This is a genomic window from Archangium minus, from assembly GCF_044360475.1.
Classification (GTDB): Bacteria; Myxococcota; Myxococcia; order Myxococcales; family Myxococcaceae; genus Archangium; species Archangium minus.
Map to the genome: position 1 here is coordinate 5,123,243 of NZ_CP043494.1, position 14,185 is coordinate 5,137,427.

Consider the following 14,185-nt stretch of genomic DNA (forward strand, 5'->3'; position numbering starts at 1 on the left):
GCGGTCCTCATGGGTTGATCGACTCGCAGACGCCAACGATGGTGGTGGTGCTATCCGGGCAATCGTCCACACCGCCGACGAGGTCCTCGATGGGGATCTGCAGGCGGGTGGCGAACTGGCTGCACACCCGCTGCTTCAGATTGAATTCACTGATGTGCCGGATGATGGCCTTGGCGGCCACGGCCAGCGTGAACGCCCTCTGATCGTTCAGCGCCGCGTGGGCCAGTTGGTTGAAGCCAGGCTTCGTCGTGGTCGTGTCCGAGTACGCCGCCGTCACCGCTCGCGCCAGCGTCTCGCGGTCGGCCGCCGACTGCTCGGCGTTGACGAGTGCGCTCGCCAGGATGGTGCCCACCTGGTACTCGCGGCCGGAGAACACGGAGTTGTAGTTGGCGGTCTCCAACAGCTCGCGCAGCTCCCGGCTCATGCACGTGGTCTTCGACAGGTCACGATCCGACTCCGACTGCCCGTCGATGGAGGTGTACAGCACGCGCTTGTTGCAGCCGAACGTCGAGCGGCACGAGGCCACGTAGGCGTGATAGTCCGCCAGGCCCTCGTCCAGTGACTTGATGACGTTGAGCGCCGGGGTGTACGTGCCCCCACTCAACGACCAGGCGCTGATGGGCTCCGGCAGGGAGCGGCCGTTGTACACGCGCCGGTTGAAGACCATGTGCGCGTACTCGTGGGTGAGCACCGAGGCGTTGATGGCCAGCGGCGCCTTCGTGATGGTCTCGAAGGGCAGCACCATGAAGGACTGCGTCGGAGCGAAGAAGATGGCGTTGTCGCGCATCGGCTCGTCGCTCGTGTCGGCGATGATGAACTCGGGGAAGTAGTAGGCCGTCATCTGCGGCAGCTCGGCCTGCTTCACGTCGACGACCTTGTTGAAGTAATCCCAGGCGCGCTCGAGGTTGTAGTACGTGGTGACGAGGTTCCACGTGTGGAAGTCCGCCGGCCACAGCACGCCCTGATCATCGGTGATGTAGTGGGCGGTGACGGGACGGCCCTCCTCCTTGAGCAGGGCGCGCAGGAACGCTTCCTCGGTCTTGGCGGCATTGGCCTCGGGATCGTTCGAGTCCAACACGACGCGGGCGCCGCCCCGCATCTTCGCCACCTGGCCTTCCAGGGCCACGATGTCTGTGATCGTCTGGAGCTCCACCTCCGTGGGCACGTACTCGCTATTGCCGGAGAGCACGAGCGCACGCACCTTCACAGGCTTCTGGGGTTCCGGCGCGCACGAGACGACGAGCGTCGCGAGCGCGGCGGCTGTCAGCTTTCGGACCATGTCGGCCTTCTTACTACGGGTCCGGGGACCATCAGAAGCCGGGGGGAGGGTGGATCGGGGCCTTCCTTCCGCTTGCCCGGCTCCTTCTCGGATTCCTTGACGCGTCGTTTCCGCGCTCTCTATGGTGCCGCCCTTCAATCACCCTCTGTGCAGGCGGTGTCATGGCGGTCCCGTTCATTACCGAGGTCAAGCGTACTCATACCTGCGGGCAGCTCACCAAGGCGAACATCGGTGAGGAGGTCGTTCTCTTCGGCTGGGTGCAGAACAGGCGAGACCACGGCGGCGCGGTCTTCATCGACTTGCGTGACCGTGAGGGTCTCACGCAGGTGGTCTTCGAGCCGGACATTGCGAAGGAGGCCCACGAGCTGGCGGGTCAGCTGCGGCTCGAGTTCTGCATCGGCATCAAGGGCAAGGTCGTCTCGCGCGGCTCCCAGGTCAATCCCAAGCTCAAGACGGGTGAGATCGAGATCAAGGCCTCGGACCTGACCATCTTCAATCGCTCCGAGCCCACGCCGTTCCTCGTCGAGGACTCTGTCGATACGGCGGAGGAGAAGCGCCTGGCGTACCGCTTCCTGGATCTGCGCCGCCGGCCGCTGCAGCAGACGCTGATGACGCGCTCGAAGATGAACGCGATCACGCGCTCGTACATGGTAGACAACCGCTTCCTCGAGCTGGAAACGCCCTTCATGGGCAAGTACACCCCGGGTGGCGCGCGCAACTTCCTCGTCCCCAGCCGCCTCAACCCGGGCAAGTTCTACGCGCTGGCCGAGAGCCCCCAGCTCTACAAGCAGCTCTTCATGGTGGCGGGCTTCGACCGCTACTTCCAGATCGTCAAGTGCTTCCGCGACGAGGACCTGCGCCTGGACCGGCAGCCCGAGTTCACGCAGATCGACGTGGAGATGAGCTTCGTCACCCAGGACGACATCTTCACCATCATCGAGGGGCTGCTGAAGCGGTTGTGGGGCGAGGTGCTGGGCATCGACATCCCCACGCCCTTCATGCGGATGGACTTCGACGAGTCCATGGCGAAGTACGGCAACGACAAGCCGGACCTGCGCTTCGGGCTGGAGCACGTGGTGCTCACGGACGTCATCCGCCAGCACGGCGCCGCGGGCGGCGTGCCGATGATGTGGGAGGCGGTGGAGCAGGGCGGCATCGTCAAGGCCATGGTCATCCCCGCGGACAAGCCGATGAGCCGCGCGGAGAGCGACAAGCTCGAGGACTTCGCCAAGCAGAACGGCGCCAAGGGGCTGGCTCGCGCCAAGGTGGGCGAGGGCGGTGAGTGGACCCAGTCCCCGCTGTCCAAGACGATCACCCCGGCGCTGCGCCAGGCCATCAACCAGGCGTGCAACGCGAAGACGGGCGACCTCCTCGTGTTCCAGTTCGGCCGCGAGTCGCTGGTGCACACGGTGATGGCGAACCTGCGCGTGCACGTGGCCAAGAAGCTGGGCCTCATCCCCGAGTACGGCAGCGGCGGCGTGTGGAAGTTCCTCTGGGTGGTGAACCCGCCCCTCTTCGAGTACGACGAGGAGACCAAGACGTGGGCGGCGGCGCACCACGCCTTCACCCGGCCGCACGACGAGGACGTGCAGTACCTGCTGACGGATCCGGGCCGCGTGAAGTGCCACCGCTACGACGTGGTGCTCAACGGCTTCGAGATCGGCGGCGGCTCCATCCGCCTGCATGATCCGAAGGTCCAGGCGGAGGTGTTCAAGGCGCTGGGCATCTCGGACGAGGAGGCGCGGGTGAAGTTCGGCTTCCTGCTGGACGCGCTGAAGTTCGGCGCGCCGCCGCACGGAGGCATCGCGCTGGGCATGGACCGTCTGGTGATGCTGCTCACGGGCGCCGAGTCGCTGCGTGACGTCATCCCGTTCCCCAAGACGAAGACGGGCACGGACCTGATGACGGGCGCGCCGGGCGACGTGGACGACAAGCAGCTGCGCGAAGTGCACGTGCGCCCCACGCCGCCCCCGCAGAAGTAATCCCTCCCCCCAGGACAGGGTTTGATGAAGACGTTCCTCGTGGTGAATCCGCGCAGCGCTGGTGGCCAGACGGGCAAGCGCTGGGCGGAGATCTCGGGACAGGTGACTCGGGCGATCGGCGACTTCGGCTTCGGCTTCACCGAGCGCCCCCTGGATGCCGTGCGGCTGACGCGCGATGCACTCGCGGACGGTTACGAGTGCATCGCCGCAGTGGGCGGCGACGGCACCGTCAACGAGGTGGTCAACGGCTTCTTCGCCGACGGCAAGGCCATCAACCCCCAGGCCGCCCTGGGCCTCATTCCCCGAGGCACGGGCGGTGACTTCCGGCGTGCCTTTGGCTGGGACCTGGAGCTGGACTCGGCCCTGGCGCGGCTGCGGACCGACAAGACCGAGCCTTTTGATGTGGGGCTCGCCGAGTACGTCAACTTCCAGGGGGAGAAGGAGTCGCGCTACTTCGCCAACATCGCCTCCTTCGGCGTGAGCGCGGCGGTGGCCCACGAGGTGAACACCGGCAGCAAGGCGCTCGGTGGAAACCTGAGCTTCGTGTGGGGCACGGTGAAGGCGATGGCGAAGTACAGGGACCGGAAGGTGCGCCTGCGCGTGGACGGTGGTGAGCCCGAGGAGCTGGGCATCACCGTCGTCGCCGCGTCCAACGGGCGCTACTTCGGCAGTGGGATGTGCGTGGCCCCGAAGGCCGTCACCCACGACGGGCTCTTCGACCTGACCGTCTGGCACGACTACGGCCTGCACGACTTCATCATCAAGTCCAAGGGCGTCTACAACGGTGACCACATCACCTGGAACAAGACGCGCTACCTCCAGTGCCGCACCCTCGAGGCCGAGAGCGACGAGGAAGTGTTCCTGGAGATGGACGGCGAGGTGCCCGGCCGGTTGCCGTGCCGCATCTCCATCCTGCCCGGCGCCATCCGCCTCAAGGTGTAGCGCGCCTCGGTGGGCGCTCGTCCCGTGTTTCCAGGCCGTGAAGCTCGGCTGCCTGGGAGACGGGTAGGCCTTTTTCCGCGACTTGACCTTGGAAGTCTGGCCGTTACGGCTTACTCTAGAAATAGAGTACGCCGGAGCGCGCCATGCCAGAACGTGACCCCTCCCAGCTCGATCTCTTTACCGGGGCTCCCAGCCCCACTCCGCCCCGCGTGCGCCGACGCGGGCACGAGGCGCCCATAGGCCCCGCCGAGCAGCCCGAGGAGGTGAGGGCACTCGGGGAGCAGCTTCCCCCGGGCCTCTTCCTGGGCACCTCGTCGTGGACGTTCCCCGGTTGGGAGGGGAAGGGGCTCGTCTACGACCGCAAGGCCACCCCGGCGCGTCTGTCCCGCGAGGGGCTCGCCGCGTATGCCCAGCACCCCGTGCTGCGCACCGTGGGCGTGGATCGGACCTTCTATGCCCCTGTTTCCGCCGCCACCTTCGCCGAGTACGCCGCGCAGGTGCCTGCCGGCTTCCGTTTCCTGGTGAAGGCGCATGAGGCCTGCACCCTCGCACGCTGGCCCGTCCACCAACGCTATGGCGACCTGCGAGGTCAGCTCAACGAGCGCTTCCTGGATGCCGCGTATGCGCGCGACCTCGTGGTGGCGCCCTTCGTTGAGGGCCTGGGCGAGAAGGCCGGGCCGCTCGTCTTCCAACTGCCGCCGCAGGATCCGCAAGACCTCGGTGGGGTGGGGCCCTTCGTGGAGCGGCTGCACGCCTTCTTCTCCGCGCTGCCCCGCGGGCCTCTCTATGCCGTCGAGCTCCGCAATGAGTCGCTGTTGACGGAGGCTCTGGCCCAGGCGCTCGAGGAGGTCGGCGTGTGCCCCGTGCTCGCCGCTTGGAAGAACATGCCCCCTGTGGAGCGTCAGGCCGTGCGCATGCGCGCGCTGCAGGCCCCGGCGCTCGTGGTGCGCTGGATGCTCCCTCCGCACCTCGACTACGAGGAGGCCCGCAGGCGCTACTTCCCTTTCGACAAGCTGGTGGAGGAGGACGTGCGCACCCGCGAGGCCGTGGCCCGCGCCTCTGTCGCCGCTCTGCGCGCCAGCAAGCCCGTCTTCGTGACGCTCAACAACAAAGCGGAAGGAAGTGCACCCCTCTCCGCCGTGCTCCTGGCTCGGAGCGTCATGTTACGCATCCGAAATATTGGAACTGTGGACTCTTGATCATTCCAGGTGTGCGCTTAGGGTGTGAGATGTCGCAGCATGAACACCCATTGGCTGAGCACGCGGTTTGCTTGGAGGGGGGATCATGAGATCGGTCCTTGTTGCAGCGCTCGTGGTACGCGTTTCAGCAGCCGGAGGGGCGGGCCCTGGTGTCGAGGAAGACGCGCGACGCCAGCAAGTGGGCAACACCTGGGAAGACGTGCGTAAACATTTCTCCGCCCTGCGAAATGAGATTTCCACCTTGGAAACTGAGTTTCGCGACGCCCAGGAGCGCCACCGCCTTGACGCGGAGCGCAAACAGCTGGAGTCGGAGCGCGCGCGTCGTGGGCAGCCCTGAGGATTTCGACGACTCGTTTGACCCCGAAGCACCCGTCGAGCTCCCCCTGGATGGGAACCTCGACCTGCACCTGTTTCACCCGCGTGACGTGAAGGACGTTGTCACCGAGTACCTCTGGGCCTGCCGTCAGAAGGGCGTACTCGACATCCGCATCATCCACGGCAAGGGCACTGGCGCGCTGCGGCGCACCGTGCAGTCGCTGCTCCCCAAATTGCCCGAGGTGGAGTCGTTCCGCTCCGCTTCCGAAGGCGATGGGGGATGGGGCGCCACCTGGGTCCGGTTGAAGCCCCTGGAATCAGTCTGAGGGCGGTCGGCTCACCAGCTCGACGAAGGTCTGCCGCACACGAAGGGCCTGCTCCTCGCTCACGGTGAGGAAGCGGTGGTCTCCCCCTGGCTGCGCGCGGTGGGTGGTGCGCCCCTCGGGGTCCACCTCGATGCGTCCGGGCTCGGACTGGCCGAAGTCCCCACCATCCGGTCGCACCGCGTACAGCACGGCCGTGAGATCCCACGTCGGCTGGTCATACGGCATGGGTTTGTAGTGCCGGTAGACGTCGGCGATGGGGTGGTTGGAGACGTACCCGAAGTCGTGCTCGATGCTCTCCGCGGGGAACACGAGGGTGCTGCCCACTTCGTAGCCACTCGCCACAAGGGGCGTGGGCCAGTCGGAGAAGAGCCGCCGGGCGGATGCCACGTCCCTCATCACGTTGAACTCGGGAGCACCCTCGGGGAAGGCCCCTGCCATCAGCACCAGGCGTCGCACCTTGCGTGCCACGAGCGTGCGGCCATCCAGCGGGCTGGCGTCGTCCGGAGGGCTGTCCAGCAGCCTCGCGAGGTTGGTACTGAAGCCCACCTGCACCAGAACCACCGCGCCGTCCGCTTCGTGCGCGAGCGTGTGCCGCAGCACCTCCACAGCCTCCGGTGCCTGTTCGGCCTGGAGGTCATGCGGATAGAGGGGCTGGCCGTCCACTCGCGTACGCGTGAGAACCGCATGGAGCCAGGGCGAGTCCTCGGGCGTCGGTCCTCCACCCTCCACCGTGCCGATGGGGATGTCCGGCCGTCCGTAGAAGGTGTTCACCGCGTCCACGTACGCCACCGAGGAGCCGCCCTTCGTCAACGTGATGGCGAGCAGCTCCGCCTCGCCCCGGCTCACCAGCGCATGGGTGAGCGCGAGCGCCAGGGCGTCATCCACGTCGTTGCCCATGTCGGTGTCGAGGATGAGCCGGACTCGCTCGGGTGGCGCGGAAGGTCCGTGGTGCGTACCGCACGAGGCCCCGAGGCAGAGCAGCGACACGAGCCCCATCCAGTTGGGGCTCGCGCGTTCCACGGTCCCCTCAGGACAGCCAGAAGTAGGCGGAGGCGATCAGCGAGCGCTTCTCTGTCACCTTCGACTTGTTGGCCAGGTCCGCCACCTGCCGGTCCTTCGCTGCGTAACGCTTCTCCTCCTCGTTGCGCAGCGAGGCCAGCTTCTTGCGGTATTCGCGCTCCAGGCGCTCCGCGTGTCCACGGGCCTTCACGCGCTCGGCGGGGTCTTCCTGCGCGCACACCACCTTGCGGGCCTCCTGCCAGGCCTCGCGTGCCCGCTCCACCTGCTCGCGCGACTCCAGCAGGCAGTCCTCCGCGTACCGGTCCGCCCGCTCGCGCGCCAGATCCAACTCCAGCGCGTTGCGCCGCTCCGCTGCCCGGAGGATCTCCTCCTTGGCCGCCATCAGCGCCTGTTCCTGCATCAGCGACACGGACACCGGAGGCGGTTGCCGACGCCGCTCCTCCTTCGCCACCAGCTTCACGAAGTGCTCGCCGTCCGCGAGGGGCAGCGCCCGGAAGCTCTTGCCGTCGCGATCCAGCACCAGCACCAGGTGCACCATCTTCTCTTCGGCCTTCAGGCCCGTCGTCTCGAACTTGTAGACGAACCACCAGCCCTCGCTGCCCGCGAGCCGCGCCAGCCGTGCCGGCAGTCCCGCCGCGTTGAGCTGCAGGTAGTTGATGGCGTCGTGCGTCCTGTCGCGGACGGCGTAGGCCGCCTTGGCTACCTGGAGCCGGCCCGAGGCGCTGCTGTTGCCCAGCACCGAGCCCGTCAGCGCGCGCGCCCCCTGCTGGCGCTTCTCCAGCGCCTCCTTCGTCACCGCCCCGGCGATGCGCAGCCGCCGCCGCACGTCACCGTCGAAGCGCTCCATCAGCACCGAGCGCGCTTCCGTCATGCGCGCGCTGATGCGGCCCTCCATGTCCGAGCGCAGCTTGTCGAACGCCTTGTTGATGTCATCCGGGTGGCGGCAGGACTGGTAGATGTCCAGGATGCGCCGCTCGAAGTCCACGCCGCTCTCCAGCGCGCCGAGGATTTCATCCGACGCGCCGAACACGCCGTCGAAGAGGCTGAGCTTCTTCTCCAGCAGCTCGTACAGCCGCGCATCCGCGGCGTTCTGCCGGTTGAGGAAGTTGATGACGAGCACGTCCCGCTGCTGGCCGTAGCGGTGGCAGCGGCCGATGCGCTGCTCCACGCGCTGCGGGTTCCACGGCAGATCGTAGTTCACCACCAGGTTGCAGAACTGGAGGTTGAGCCCCTCGGCGCCCGCCTCGGTGCAGATGAGGATCTGCGTCTTCTCGCGGAACTCCGTCACCAGCGCGCGGCGCTCCTCCGGGCCGCCTCCACCGTCGCCGGAGAGCAGGGAGATCTTCCCCGCGTAGCCGTTGGCTGACAGCAGGTTGAAGAGGTACTGCTGGGTGCGCTTGGACTCGGTGAAGATGAGCGCCTTCTCCGGCCAGCCCTGGGCCTTCATCACCTTGAAGGTGCGCTCCAGCGCGCGCTTGAGGGCCTCGCCCTTGGCGTTCACCTTGATGGAGTCAGCCAGGTCCGCGTACTGCTTCAGCTCCCACATCTCGTTCTCGAGCGTGCGGATGCTGACGGGCTTGGCGGGATCATCGGCCCACTCCTCGCCCTCCTCGACGTACTGCTTGGCCTCCTCGGGCTCGAAGAGGGCCAGGGCGCGCTGGCCCAGCTTCGCCGCCTCGAGGCGCTTGGTGAGGTTGTCCGCCAGCCGCCGCAGGGTGGGGGCAATGGCGTACGTGGAGGAGGCCAGCAGCTTGCGGTAGCAGAGCGTGAGCAGCGTCTTCTTGCCCGGCTCGATGGCCGCGACCTCGGAGCGCCGCAGGTACTCGCTCACCTTCTCGTAGAGGTCCTGCTCCTCGGGCGAGGGCGCGAAGTCCTCCACGATGGAGCGGCGGTTGGTATAGCGGACGTACTCGCGCACCTGCCGGCGCAGCGTGCGCTGCACCACGGGGGCCAGCCGCTCCTTGAGCTCGGTGACGGCGTCCGTCTGCAGCCCGCCCGTCTCCGCCTCCAGCCGGTAGCGGCTGCGGAAGGCGTGCTCGGGGCCGAGGATCTGCTCGTCCAGGAGCGTCACCAGCCCGAAGAGCTCCATCAGATCGTTCTGCAGGGGCGTGGCGGTGAGCAGCAGCTTGGGGCGACCGCTGAGAGCGGAGCGGAGCGCCTGGCCCGTCTTGTGGCCCGCCTTGTAGGCGTTCCGCAGGCGGTGGGCCTCGTCGATGATGACCACGTCCCACGGAATCTCGGCCACCAGCTGTGCCTTGTTGGCCGCGAACGGGTGCGAGCAGATGACGGGGAAGGGCTGATCGAAGCAGTTGCCCGTGGCGCGCACCGTGCGGCCATCCACCATCACCGACTCGATGTCGAACTTCTCGCGCAGCTCGCTGTTCCACTGCGCCCGCAATACGGCCGGGGCGAGGATGAGGATGCGCGTCTTCCCCTCGGCCACGAGCTGGGCGATGACCATGCCCGCCTCGATGGTCTTCCCCAGACCCACCTCGTCCGCGAGCATGCAGCCGCCGCGCGACAGCGAGTCCAACGCGAAGCACGCGGCCTCGAGCTGGTGGGGGTTGAGATCCACCTTGGCCTCGGCGAGTGCTCCCGCGAGCCGCTCGCGCGAGTCGGAACTCTTGATGGTGAGCTCCTCGGCGAGCAGACGCTCGTGGAACGGTGTCAGCGGCTGGCCCTGCTGCTCAGCGTCTCCGTGGACCTCCGTCCCCGACGCCACCGCCGCCGCCGCCGCATCCACCTCCACCCGCAGGTCCCTGAACTCCCTGGCGACTTCCGACAAGACCCTGTCTCCGTCCGTAGCTGACAACGTGCTCCCACAGGCGTGTAGCACGAAAGGGGGGCCATTTTGTTGAGAGTGAAGGACGTGTAAAGGGGGTCTTCTCCGAGGCCGAAAAATCGGCTCCGGAGCGCTTGGCATGCTTTTTCGTCGGGAGCGTCGCCGCGAGGCGTGTGTGCGCGAGAATGTGCACGGAGGACTTGACGGAAAAAGCTACAGCATCCCGCGTGACTTCACGTGCAGATACGTGTTGACGGCGGCGGCGCCGAAGCCCTTCGCGGGAGCACGCACCACGAGTGCACCTGAGTCTCGAAGCGTGAGGGCCGTGCGCTGAGGGTTCTCCTCGAGACCGTCCGGCCTTCTCAAGCAAGCCCCTCGTGACGGATGCAGGCGTCCTCGAACTCCAAGGTACCCGATGACTGCTTCTCCATGAGCCATTCGCGCACAGCTTGGAGATCGATCCGGGGAGGCACGTCCACGCCCAGCATCTTCGAGACGTTCAGCTCCGTCGAGCAGCCGAGTGCTTGGATCTGGCGACGCACCTCCTCTACGTGGGATTCGTCGAAGACGATGATGCGCAGCGTGCTGTTGCCTGAGGCCCGAACCAGCTCCGAGAACACCACCTCTCCTTTGCCCTGCTGTGCGGCGACCACATCGCCGACACTGATACCCCGGACGAAGAAGGGGATGTTGTCGATCTCGAATAAGCCCTCGCCCAGGGGTCTGGCCCAGAGCCGCTCGTACTCGACGGGAGGATAATCCTCGTCCTCCTTTTCGAGCTCGAACAGGACTTTCACGTATTCATCCGGCATGAAACGGTGCTCCAGGGTCAGAGCTTGTCGCTCTTCTCGTTGTTGCACTCCCTGCAGAGTACTTGTCCGTTCGAGGGCGCTCCGTCTCCGCCCTTCGCTCTCGGAATGACGTGATCCACCCTGATGGCAGCTACAGCATCCCGCGTGACTTCACGTGCAGATACGTGTTGACGGCGGCGGCGCCGAAGCCCTTCGCGGGAGCTCGCACCACGAGTGCACCTGAGTCTCGAAGCGTGAGGGCCGTGCGCTGGTAGTCCTCTTCGAGCCGGGCGGCGGCCTGCCGCGCGTAGGCATCCTGCACCGAGGCGGGGACACCCGTGGCAGCGGCCTGGAGATCCTCGTCGAGGAGCGAGGCCACCACGGGCAGGTGACGGGGGCGCAGGGCCAGCGTGCGGGCCAGTAGTGTGCCCGAGGCGTCTGGATCCACCAGGTCCGTGAAGAGCACGACGAGGGAACGCCGCGAGGAGCGGGCGAAGGCGAAGTCGTAGGCGCGGCCGTAGTCGCTCTCCTCGAGGGCGGCCTCGGCGCGGTAGAGGGATTCGGTGAGCAGGCGCAGGTGCTCTCGGCCCTTCCGGGGCGGGAGGTAGGCGCGCACGTCGCTGGCGAAGGCGAGCACGCCCACCATGTCACCCGCCTCCAGGCTTACCTTGGCCAGGCGCAGCGCCGCGTCCACCGCGTGGTCCAGCTTGCGACGGCCGTCCACCCGGCCCGCCATGTGGCGCCCGCAGTCGAGCAGCAGCAGCACCGGCTGGTTCCGCTCGGGCTGGTACACGCGCACCATGGTGCGGCCCCGGCGCGCCGAGGCCTTCCAGTCCACTGTGCGGTAGTCGTCTCCGGTGCGGTACTCGCGCAGGGATTCGAACTCGCGGCCCTCGGCGGAGCGGCGCAGGGTGCGCTCGGAGGGCGCGTCCGAGGCCACGGCGAGCGCCAGCGCCTCTCGCGTGAGGGCGGTGAGGTCCGGGTACACCTTCACGTCCTGGCCGGTGGGCACACGCACCTGGCGCGCGCACAGCCCCAGCGGGCCAGTCAGGCGCAGGTGCACGTCCCCGAGGCGCAAGTCTCCACGTGCAGGCGGGGTGAGGGTGTAGGAGACAGTGGCGCGAGGCGCTTCCGGCGAGAGGGAGAAGGGCTGCTGGTGACCGCGCACGTCCACGCCCGGAGGAACCTCGTCACGCACCTGCCCGCGTACGGGCCGCTGGCCGGACAGGCTCAACTCCAGGCGGACCGGGTTGGCGATGCCCGAGGAGAGGACGGGCTCCACCGTGCGTTGCACCTCCACGTCCGAGGCCCGTGGGGCGGCGAGGAAGTCCCAGGCGCACAGCAGCAGCACCGCCACGTCCAGGGCGACGGCGAGCCACAGGAAGACGGAGCCGGCCACGGCGAGCGCCGCGGGCACCAGGGCCGCCGCGACGAGCGCCACGGCGAGCCCCGTGGGGACGGGTCGGCCGAGGCTCACCGGGGAACCTGGACGCGCTCCAACGTCTGGCGGAGCACGTCGTCCGCGGTGAGGCCCTCCACCTCCGCCTCGGCCTTGAGCAGCAGACGGTGGTTGAGGACGCTGGGGCAGACGGCCTTCACGTCGTCCGGGGTGACGAAGTCGCTGCCGTTGAGGGCCGCGCGCGCCTTGGCCGCTGCCAGCAGGGCCTGGGCCGAGCGCGGTGAGGCACCCAGGCGCACGCGCGGGTTGGCGCGCGTCTCGCGGATGAGGCGCACCGTGTAGGCGAGGACAGACTCGTCGCAGGCCACGCTCGCGGCCTGGGCCTGAAGCTCCGTGAGGGTTGCGGCGTCCAATACCCGTTCCACCTGAGCGGCCCGGCCTTGGCGCTGGTGGAAGGCGCGCACCATGTCCATCTCGGCCTCGGGGGGCGGGTAGCCCACGCGCACCCTCATGAGGAAGCGGTCGAGCTGGGCCTCGGGCAGCGGGTAGGTGCCCTCCAGCTCCAGCGGGTTCTGCGTGGCCACCACGAAGAAGTGCGGCGGCAGCACGTGCGTGGTGCCGTCGATGGTGACTTGCCGCTCCTCCATGGCCTCCAGCAGCGCGGCCTGCGTCTTGGGCGGAGTGCGGTTGATTTCATCCGCTACCAGCACCTCGGTGAAGATGGGGCCCTTCATCAGGTGGAAGGCGTTCTCCTGGGGCCGGAAGACGTTGGTGCCGAGGATGTCGCTCGGCATCAGGTCCGGGGTGAACTGGACGCGGGTGAACTCGAGGCCGAGCGCGGCGGCCATGCTGCGCGCGGTGAGCGTCTTGGCCACGCCGGGGACTCCCTCCAGCAGCACGTGTCCACGCGCGAGGAACGCGGTCACGAGGTCCGCCACCACATGCGGCTGGCCGAGCACGGTGTTCTTCAGCGCGTCGAGGAGCCGCTGCAGGGCCGGGCCTCCCTGGGACGAGGTGCGCGCGGCCACCGGGGAAGACGAGGAGGTCATGAGACGGGCTTCTCCTTCAGTCCAAGCAGCGTGCCTCCGAGGCTCGTCAGCGCGCCGAGCAGGGCGAGGAAGACACCGAAGCTCGGCGAGGAGTTCATGAGGGTCGCGTTGCCCATCGGCGAGGGCACCTCGGTGGCGTCGTAGGAGATCTTCATGAAGATGACGCACCAGAGGATGCAGAAGGCGGACAGGCCGAGCTGCGCCAGCCAGGGGACGAGCACGTTGAGGTGGGGCATCAGCCGGCGCACTCGCACGGCGATGGCACCGAGGATGCCGATGGCGGCCAGGACGGCGATGAGGCCCAGGCTCATCAGGCCGAGGATGTCTCCCTCCGCTGCCGTCTCCTTCCAGGGCAGGAAGGCCGAGATGATGAGGGTGACGCCACCCGCGAAGGCAATCTTGTCGGAGCGGCCCAGCACGCCCACGAACTCGCGGAAGTCCTCGATGACCTGCTCGGGCGCGACGATCTGCCCGGTGCCGGTATTGGAGTAGGGATCGCGGGTGGGGACGTAGTTGATGTCGGACGGATCGAGCTCGGTCTCTGGCTCGCGTCGGGGCGTGGGAGCCGCCGCACGGGGAGTGCCAGCCGTGCGTGGGGCGGGACGGGCGCCGGCGGTGGCGCGTCCACTCGCGGAGCGCTGGGGCGTGTTGCGGACGATCTCGTCCATGGACTTGATGTTGGTGGCGTCCTCGTCGGCAGCCGCCGGAGCGGGGGCGCGGGGACTCGAAGCCGTGGGGACTCGAGGACGCGAGCCCGTGCTTGCGGGACGCGAGGCGGGACGGGAGCCTCCGCGCGCACCCGAGGCGGTACGCACCGGTCGAGACGAGGGGGCGGTTTGCTTGCGCGGCGGGGGCGGGCTGGCCTCCAACTCATCCTCGTCCGAGCCTTGGGGGGCATCCGTCGAGATGAACGAGGCATCGATGATGTAATCGCACGAAGGGCAGATGGAGGTGCCATCCGCGACCTTGGTGCCACAGCCAGGGCAGTTCAGGACCGCGCTCCTTGAGTCTGGAAAGCGCCGCGCATCTTCCGGTGACCCATGGCCCAAGTCAAACGGCTTACAGGCTAACCCCTGGATTTTCGCGGAGAATTGGCCTAGG

The 14,185-nt window shown here is 67.7% G+C and carries 14 protein-coding genes; 5 read left to right on the top strand and 9 right to left on the bottom strand.

Annotated elements, in window-relative coordinates:
* Positions 1 to 7 precede the first annotated feature (7 nt).
* A complete protein-coding gene (locus F0U60_RS21265) occupies positions 8 to 1,279 on the bottom strand; it encodes a hypothetical protein (RefSeq protein WP_395822709.1) in 1,272 nt (423 codons plus the stop codon).
* Positions 1,280 to 1,440: 161 nt separating this feature from the next.
* Between F0U60_RS21265 and aspS the strand changes: the two genes are divergently transcribed.
* From aspS to F0U60_RS21290, 5 genes are all read left to right on the top strand, one after another.
* Positions 1,441 to 3,261 carry an aspartate--tRNA ligase gene (gene aspS, locus F0U60_RS21270; protein ID WP_395822711.1) on the top strand — a complete coding sequence of 607 codons (1,821 nt, stop codon included), beginning with the start codon at positions 1,441 to 1,443 and terminating at the stop codon, positions 3,259 to 3,261.
* A 24-nt stretch (positions 3,262 to 3,285) separates the two neighbouring features.
* Positions 3,286 to 4,203, top strand: a complete 918-nt coding sequence (locus F0U60_RS21275) for a diacylglycerol/lipid kinase family protein (RefSeq protein ID WP_395822713.1) — start codon at positions 3,286 to 3,288, stop codon at positions 4,201 to 4,203.
* A gap of 143 nt (positions 4,204 to 4,346) precedes the next feature.
* A complete protein-coding gene (locus tag F0U60_RS21280; protein WP_395822715.1) occupies positions 4,347 to 5,402 on the top strand; it encodes a DUF72 domain-containing protein in 1,056 nt (351 codons plus the stop codon).
* Between the two features lie 85 nt (positions 5,403 to 5,487).
* Positions 5,488 to 5,739 (top strand): hypothetical protein, encoded by a 252-nt coding sequence (locus F0U60_RS21285; protein WP_395822717.1) that lies wholly within the window; start codon positions 5,488 to 5,490, stop codon positions 5,737 to 5,739.
* Entirely contained in the window at positions 5,726 to 6,043 is a 318-nt protein-coding gene (locus F0U60_RS21290) for a Smr/MutS family protein (protein ID WP_395822719.1), read from the top strand. The genes F0U60_RS21285 and F0U60_RS21290 overlap by 14 nt, the downstream gene beginning before the upstream one ends.
* Here the strand turns inward: F0U60_RS21290 and F0U60_RS21295 are convergent.
* From F0U60_RS21295 to F0U60_RS21330, 8 genes are all read right to left on the bottom strand, one after another.
* Positions 6,035 to 7,063: a nucleoside hydrolase gene (locus tag F0U60_RS21295; RefSeq protein ID WP_395822721.1), complete on the bottom strand. Its 1,029-nt coding sequence runs from the start codon at positions 7,061 to 7,063 to the stop codon at positions 6,035 to 6,037. The two genes, F0U60_RS21290 and F0U60_RS21295, sit on opposite strands and share 9 nt — an antisense overlap.
* A 7-nt stretch (positions 7,064 to 7,070) precedes the next feature.
* Positions 7,071 to 9,848, bottom strand: a complete 2,778-nt coding sequence (locus tag F0U60_RS21300) for an SNF2-related protein (RefSeq protein WP_395822723.1) — start codon at positions 9,846 to 9,848, stop codon at positions 7,071 to 7,073.
* Between the two features lie 210 nt (positions 9,849 to 10,058).
* Complete coding sequence (locus F0U60_RS21305) at positions 10,059 to 10,211, bottom strand: hypothetical protein (protein ID WP_395822725.1); 153 nt, start codon at positions 10,209 to 10,211, stop codon at positions 10,059 to 10,061.
* Positions 10,208 to 10,657 (bottom strand): DUF4265 domain-containing protein, encoded by a 450-nt coding sequence (locus tag F0U60_RS21310; protein WP_395822727.1) that lies wholly within the window; start codon positions 10,655 to 10,657, stop codon positions 10,208 to 10,210. Before F0U60_RS21310 ends, F0U60_RS21305 begins: the two co-directional genes overlap by 4 nt.
* A gap of 17 nt (positions 10,658 to 10,674) precedes the next feature.
* The gene (locus F0U60_RS21315; RefSeq protein ID WP_395822729.1) at positions 10,675 to 10,776 is read right to left on the bottom strand and encodes an HNH endonuclease; all 102 of its coding nucleotides are present in this window, start codon (positions 10,774 to 10,776) and stop codon (positions 10,675 to 10,677) included.
* A gap of 11 nt (positions 10,777 to 10,787) precedes the next feature.
* Positions 10,788 to 12,113 carry a DUF58 domain-containing protein gene (locus tag F0U60_RS21320; RefSeq protein WP_395822731.1) on the bottom strand — a complete coding sequence of 442 codons (1,326 nt, stop codon included), beginning with the start codon at positions 12,111 to 12,113 and terminating at the stop codon, positions 10,788 to 10,790.
* Entirely contained in the window at positions 12,110 to 13,084 is a 975-nt protein-coding gene (locus tag F0U60_RS21325; protein ID WP_395822733.1) for an AAA family ATPase, read from the bottom strand. Before F0U60_RS21325 ends, F0U60_RS21320 begins: the two co-directional genes overlap by 4 nt.
* Positions 13,081 to 14,133 carry a hypothetical protein gene (locus tag F0U60_RS21330; protein ID WP_395822735.1) on the bottom strand — a complete coding sequence of 351 codons (1,053 nt, stop codon included), beginning with the start codon at positions 14,131 to 14,133 and terminating at the stop codon, positions 13,081 to 13,083. Before F0U60_RS21330 ends, F0U60_RS21325 begins: the two co-directional genes overlap by 4 nt.
* Positions 14,134 to 14,185: the final 52 nt, after the last annotated feature.

Coding starts and splice junctions, on each gene's coding strand:
- F0U60_RS21325 (WP_395822733.1), bottom strand. CDS start 13,084: ATGACCTCCTCGTCTTCCCCGGTGGCCGCGCGCACCTCGTCCCAGGGA.
- F0U60_RS21275 (WP_395822713.1), top strand. CDS start 3,286: ATGAAGACGTTCCTCGTGGTGAATCCGCGCAGCGCTGGTGGCCAGACG.
- F0U60_RS21285 (WP_395822717.1), top strand. CDS start 5,488: ATGAGATCGGTCCTTGTTGCAGCGCTCGTGGTACGCGTTTCAGCAGCC.
- F0U60_RS21265 (WP_395822709.1), bottom strand. CDS start 1,279: ATGGTCCGAAAGCTGACAGCCGCCGCGCTCGCGACGCTCGTCGTCTCG.
- F0U60_RS21280 (WP_395822715.1), top strand. CDS start 4,347: ATGCCAGAACGTGACCCCTCCCAGCTCGATCTCTTTACCGGGGCTCCC.
- F0U60_RS21310 (WP_395822727.1), bottom strand. CDS start 10,657: ATGCCGGATGAATACGTGAAAGTCCTGTTCGAGCTCGAAAAGGAGGAC.
- aspS (WP_395822711.1), top strand. CDS start 1,441: ATGGCGGTCCCGTTCATTACCGAGGTCAAGCGTACTCATACCTGCGGG.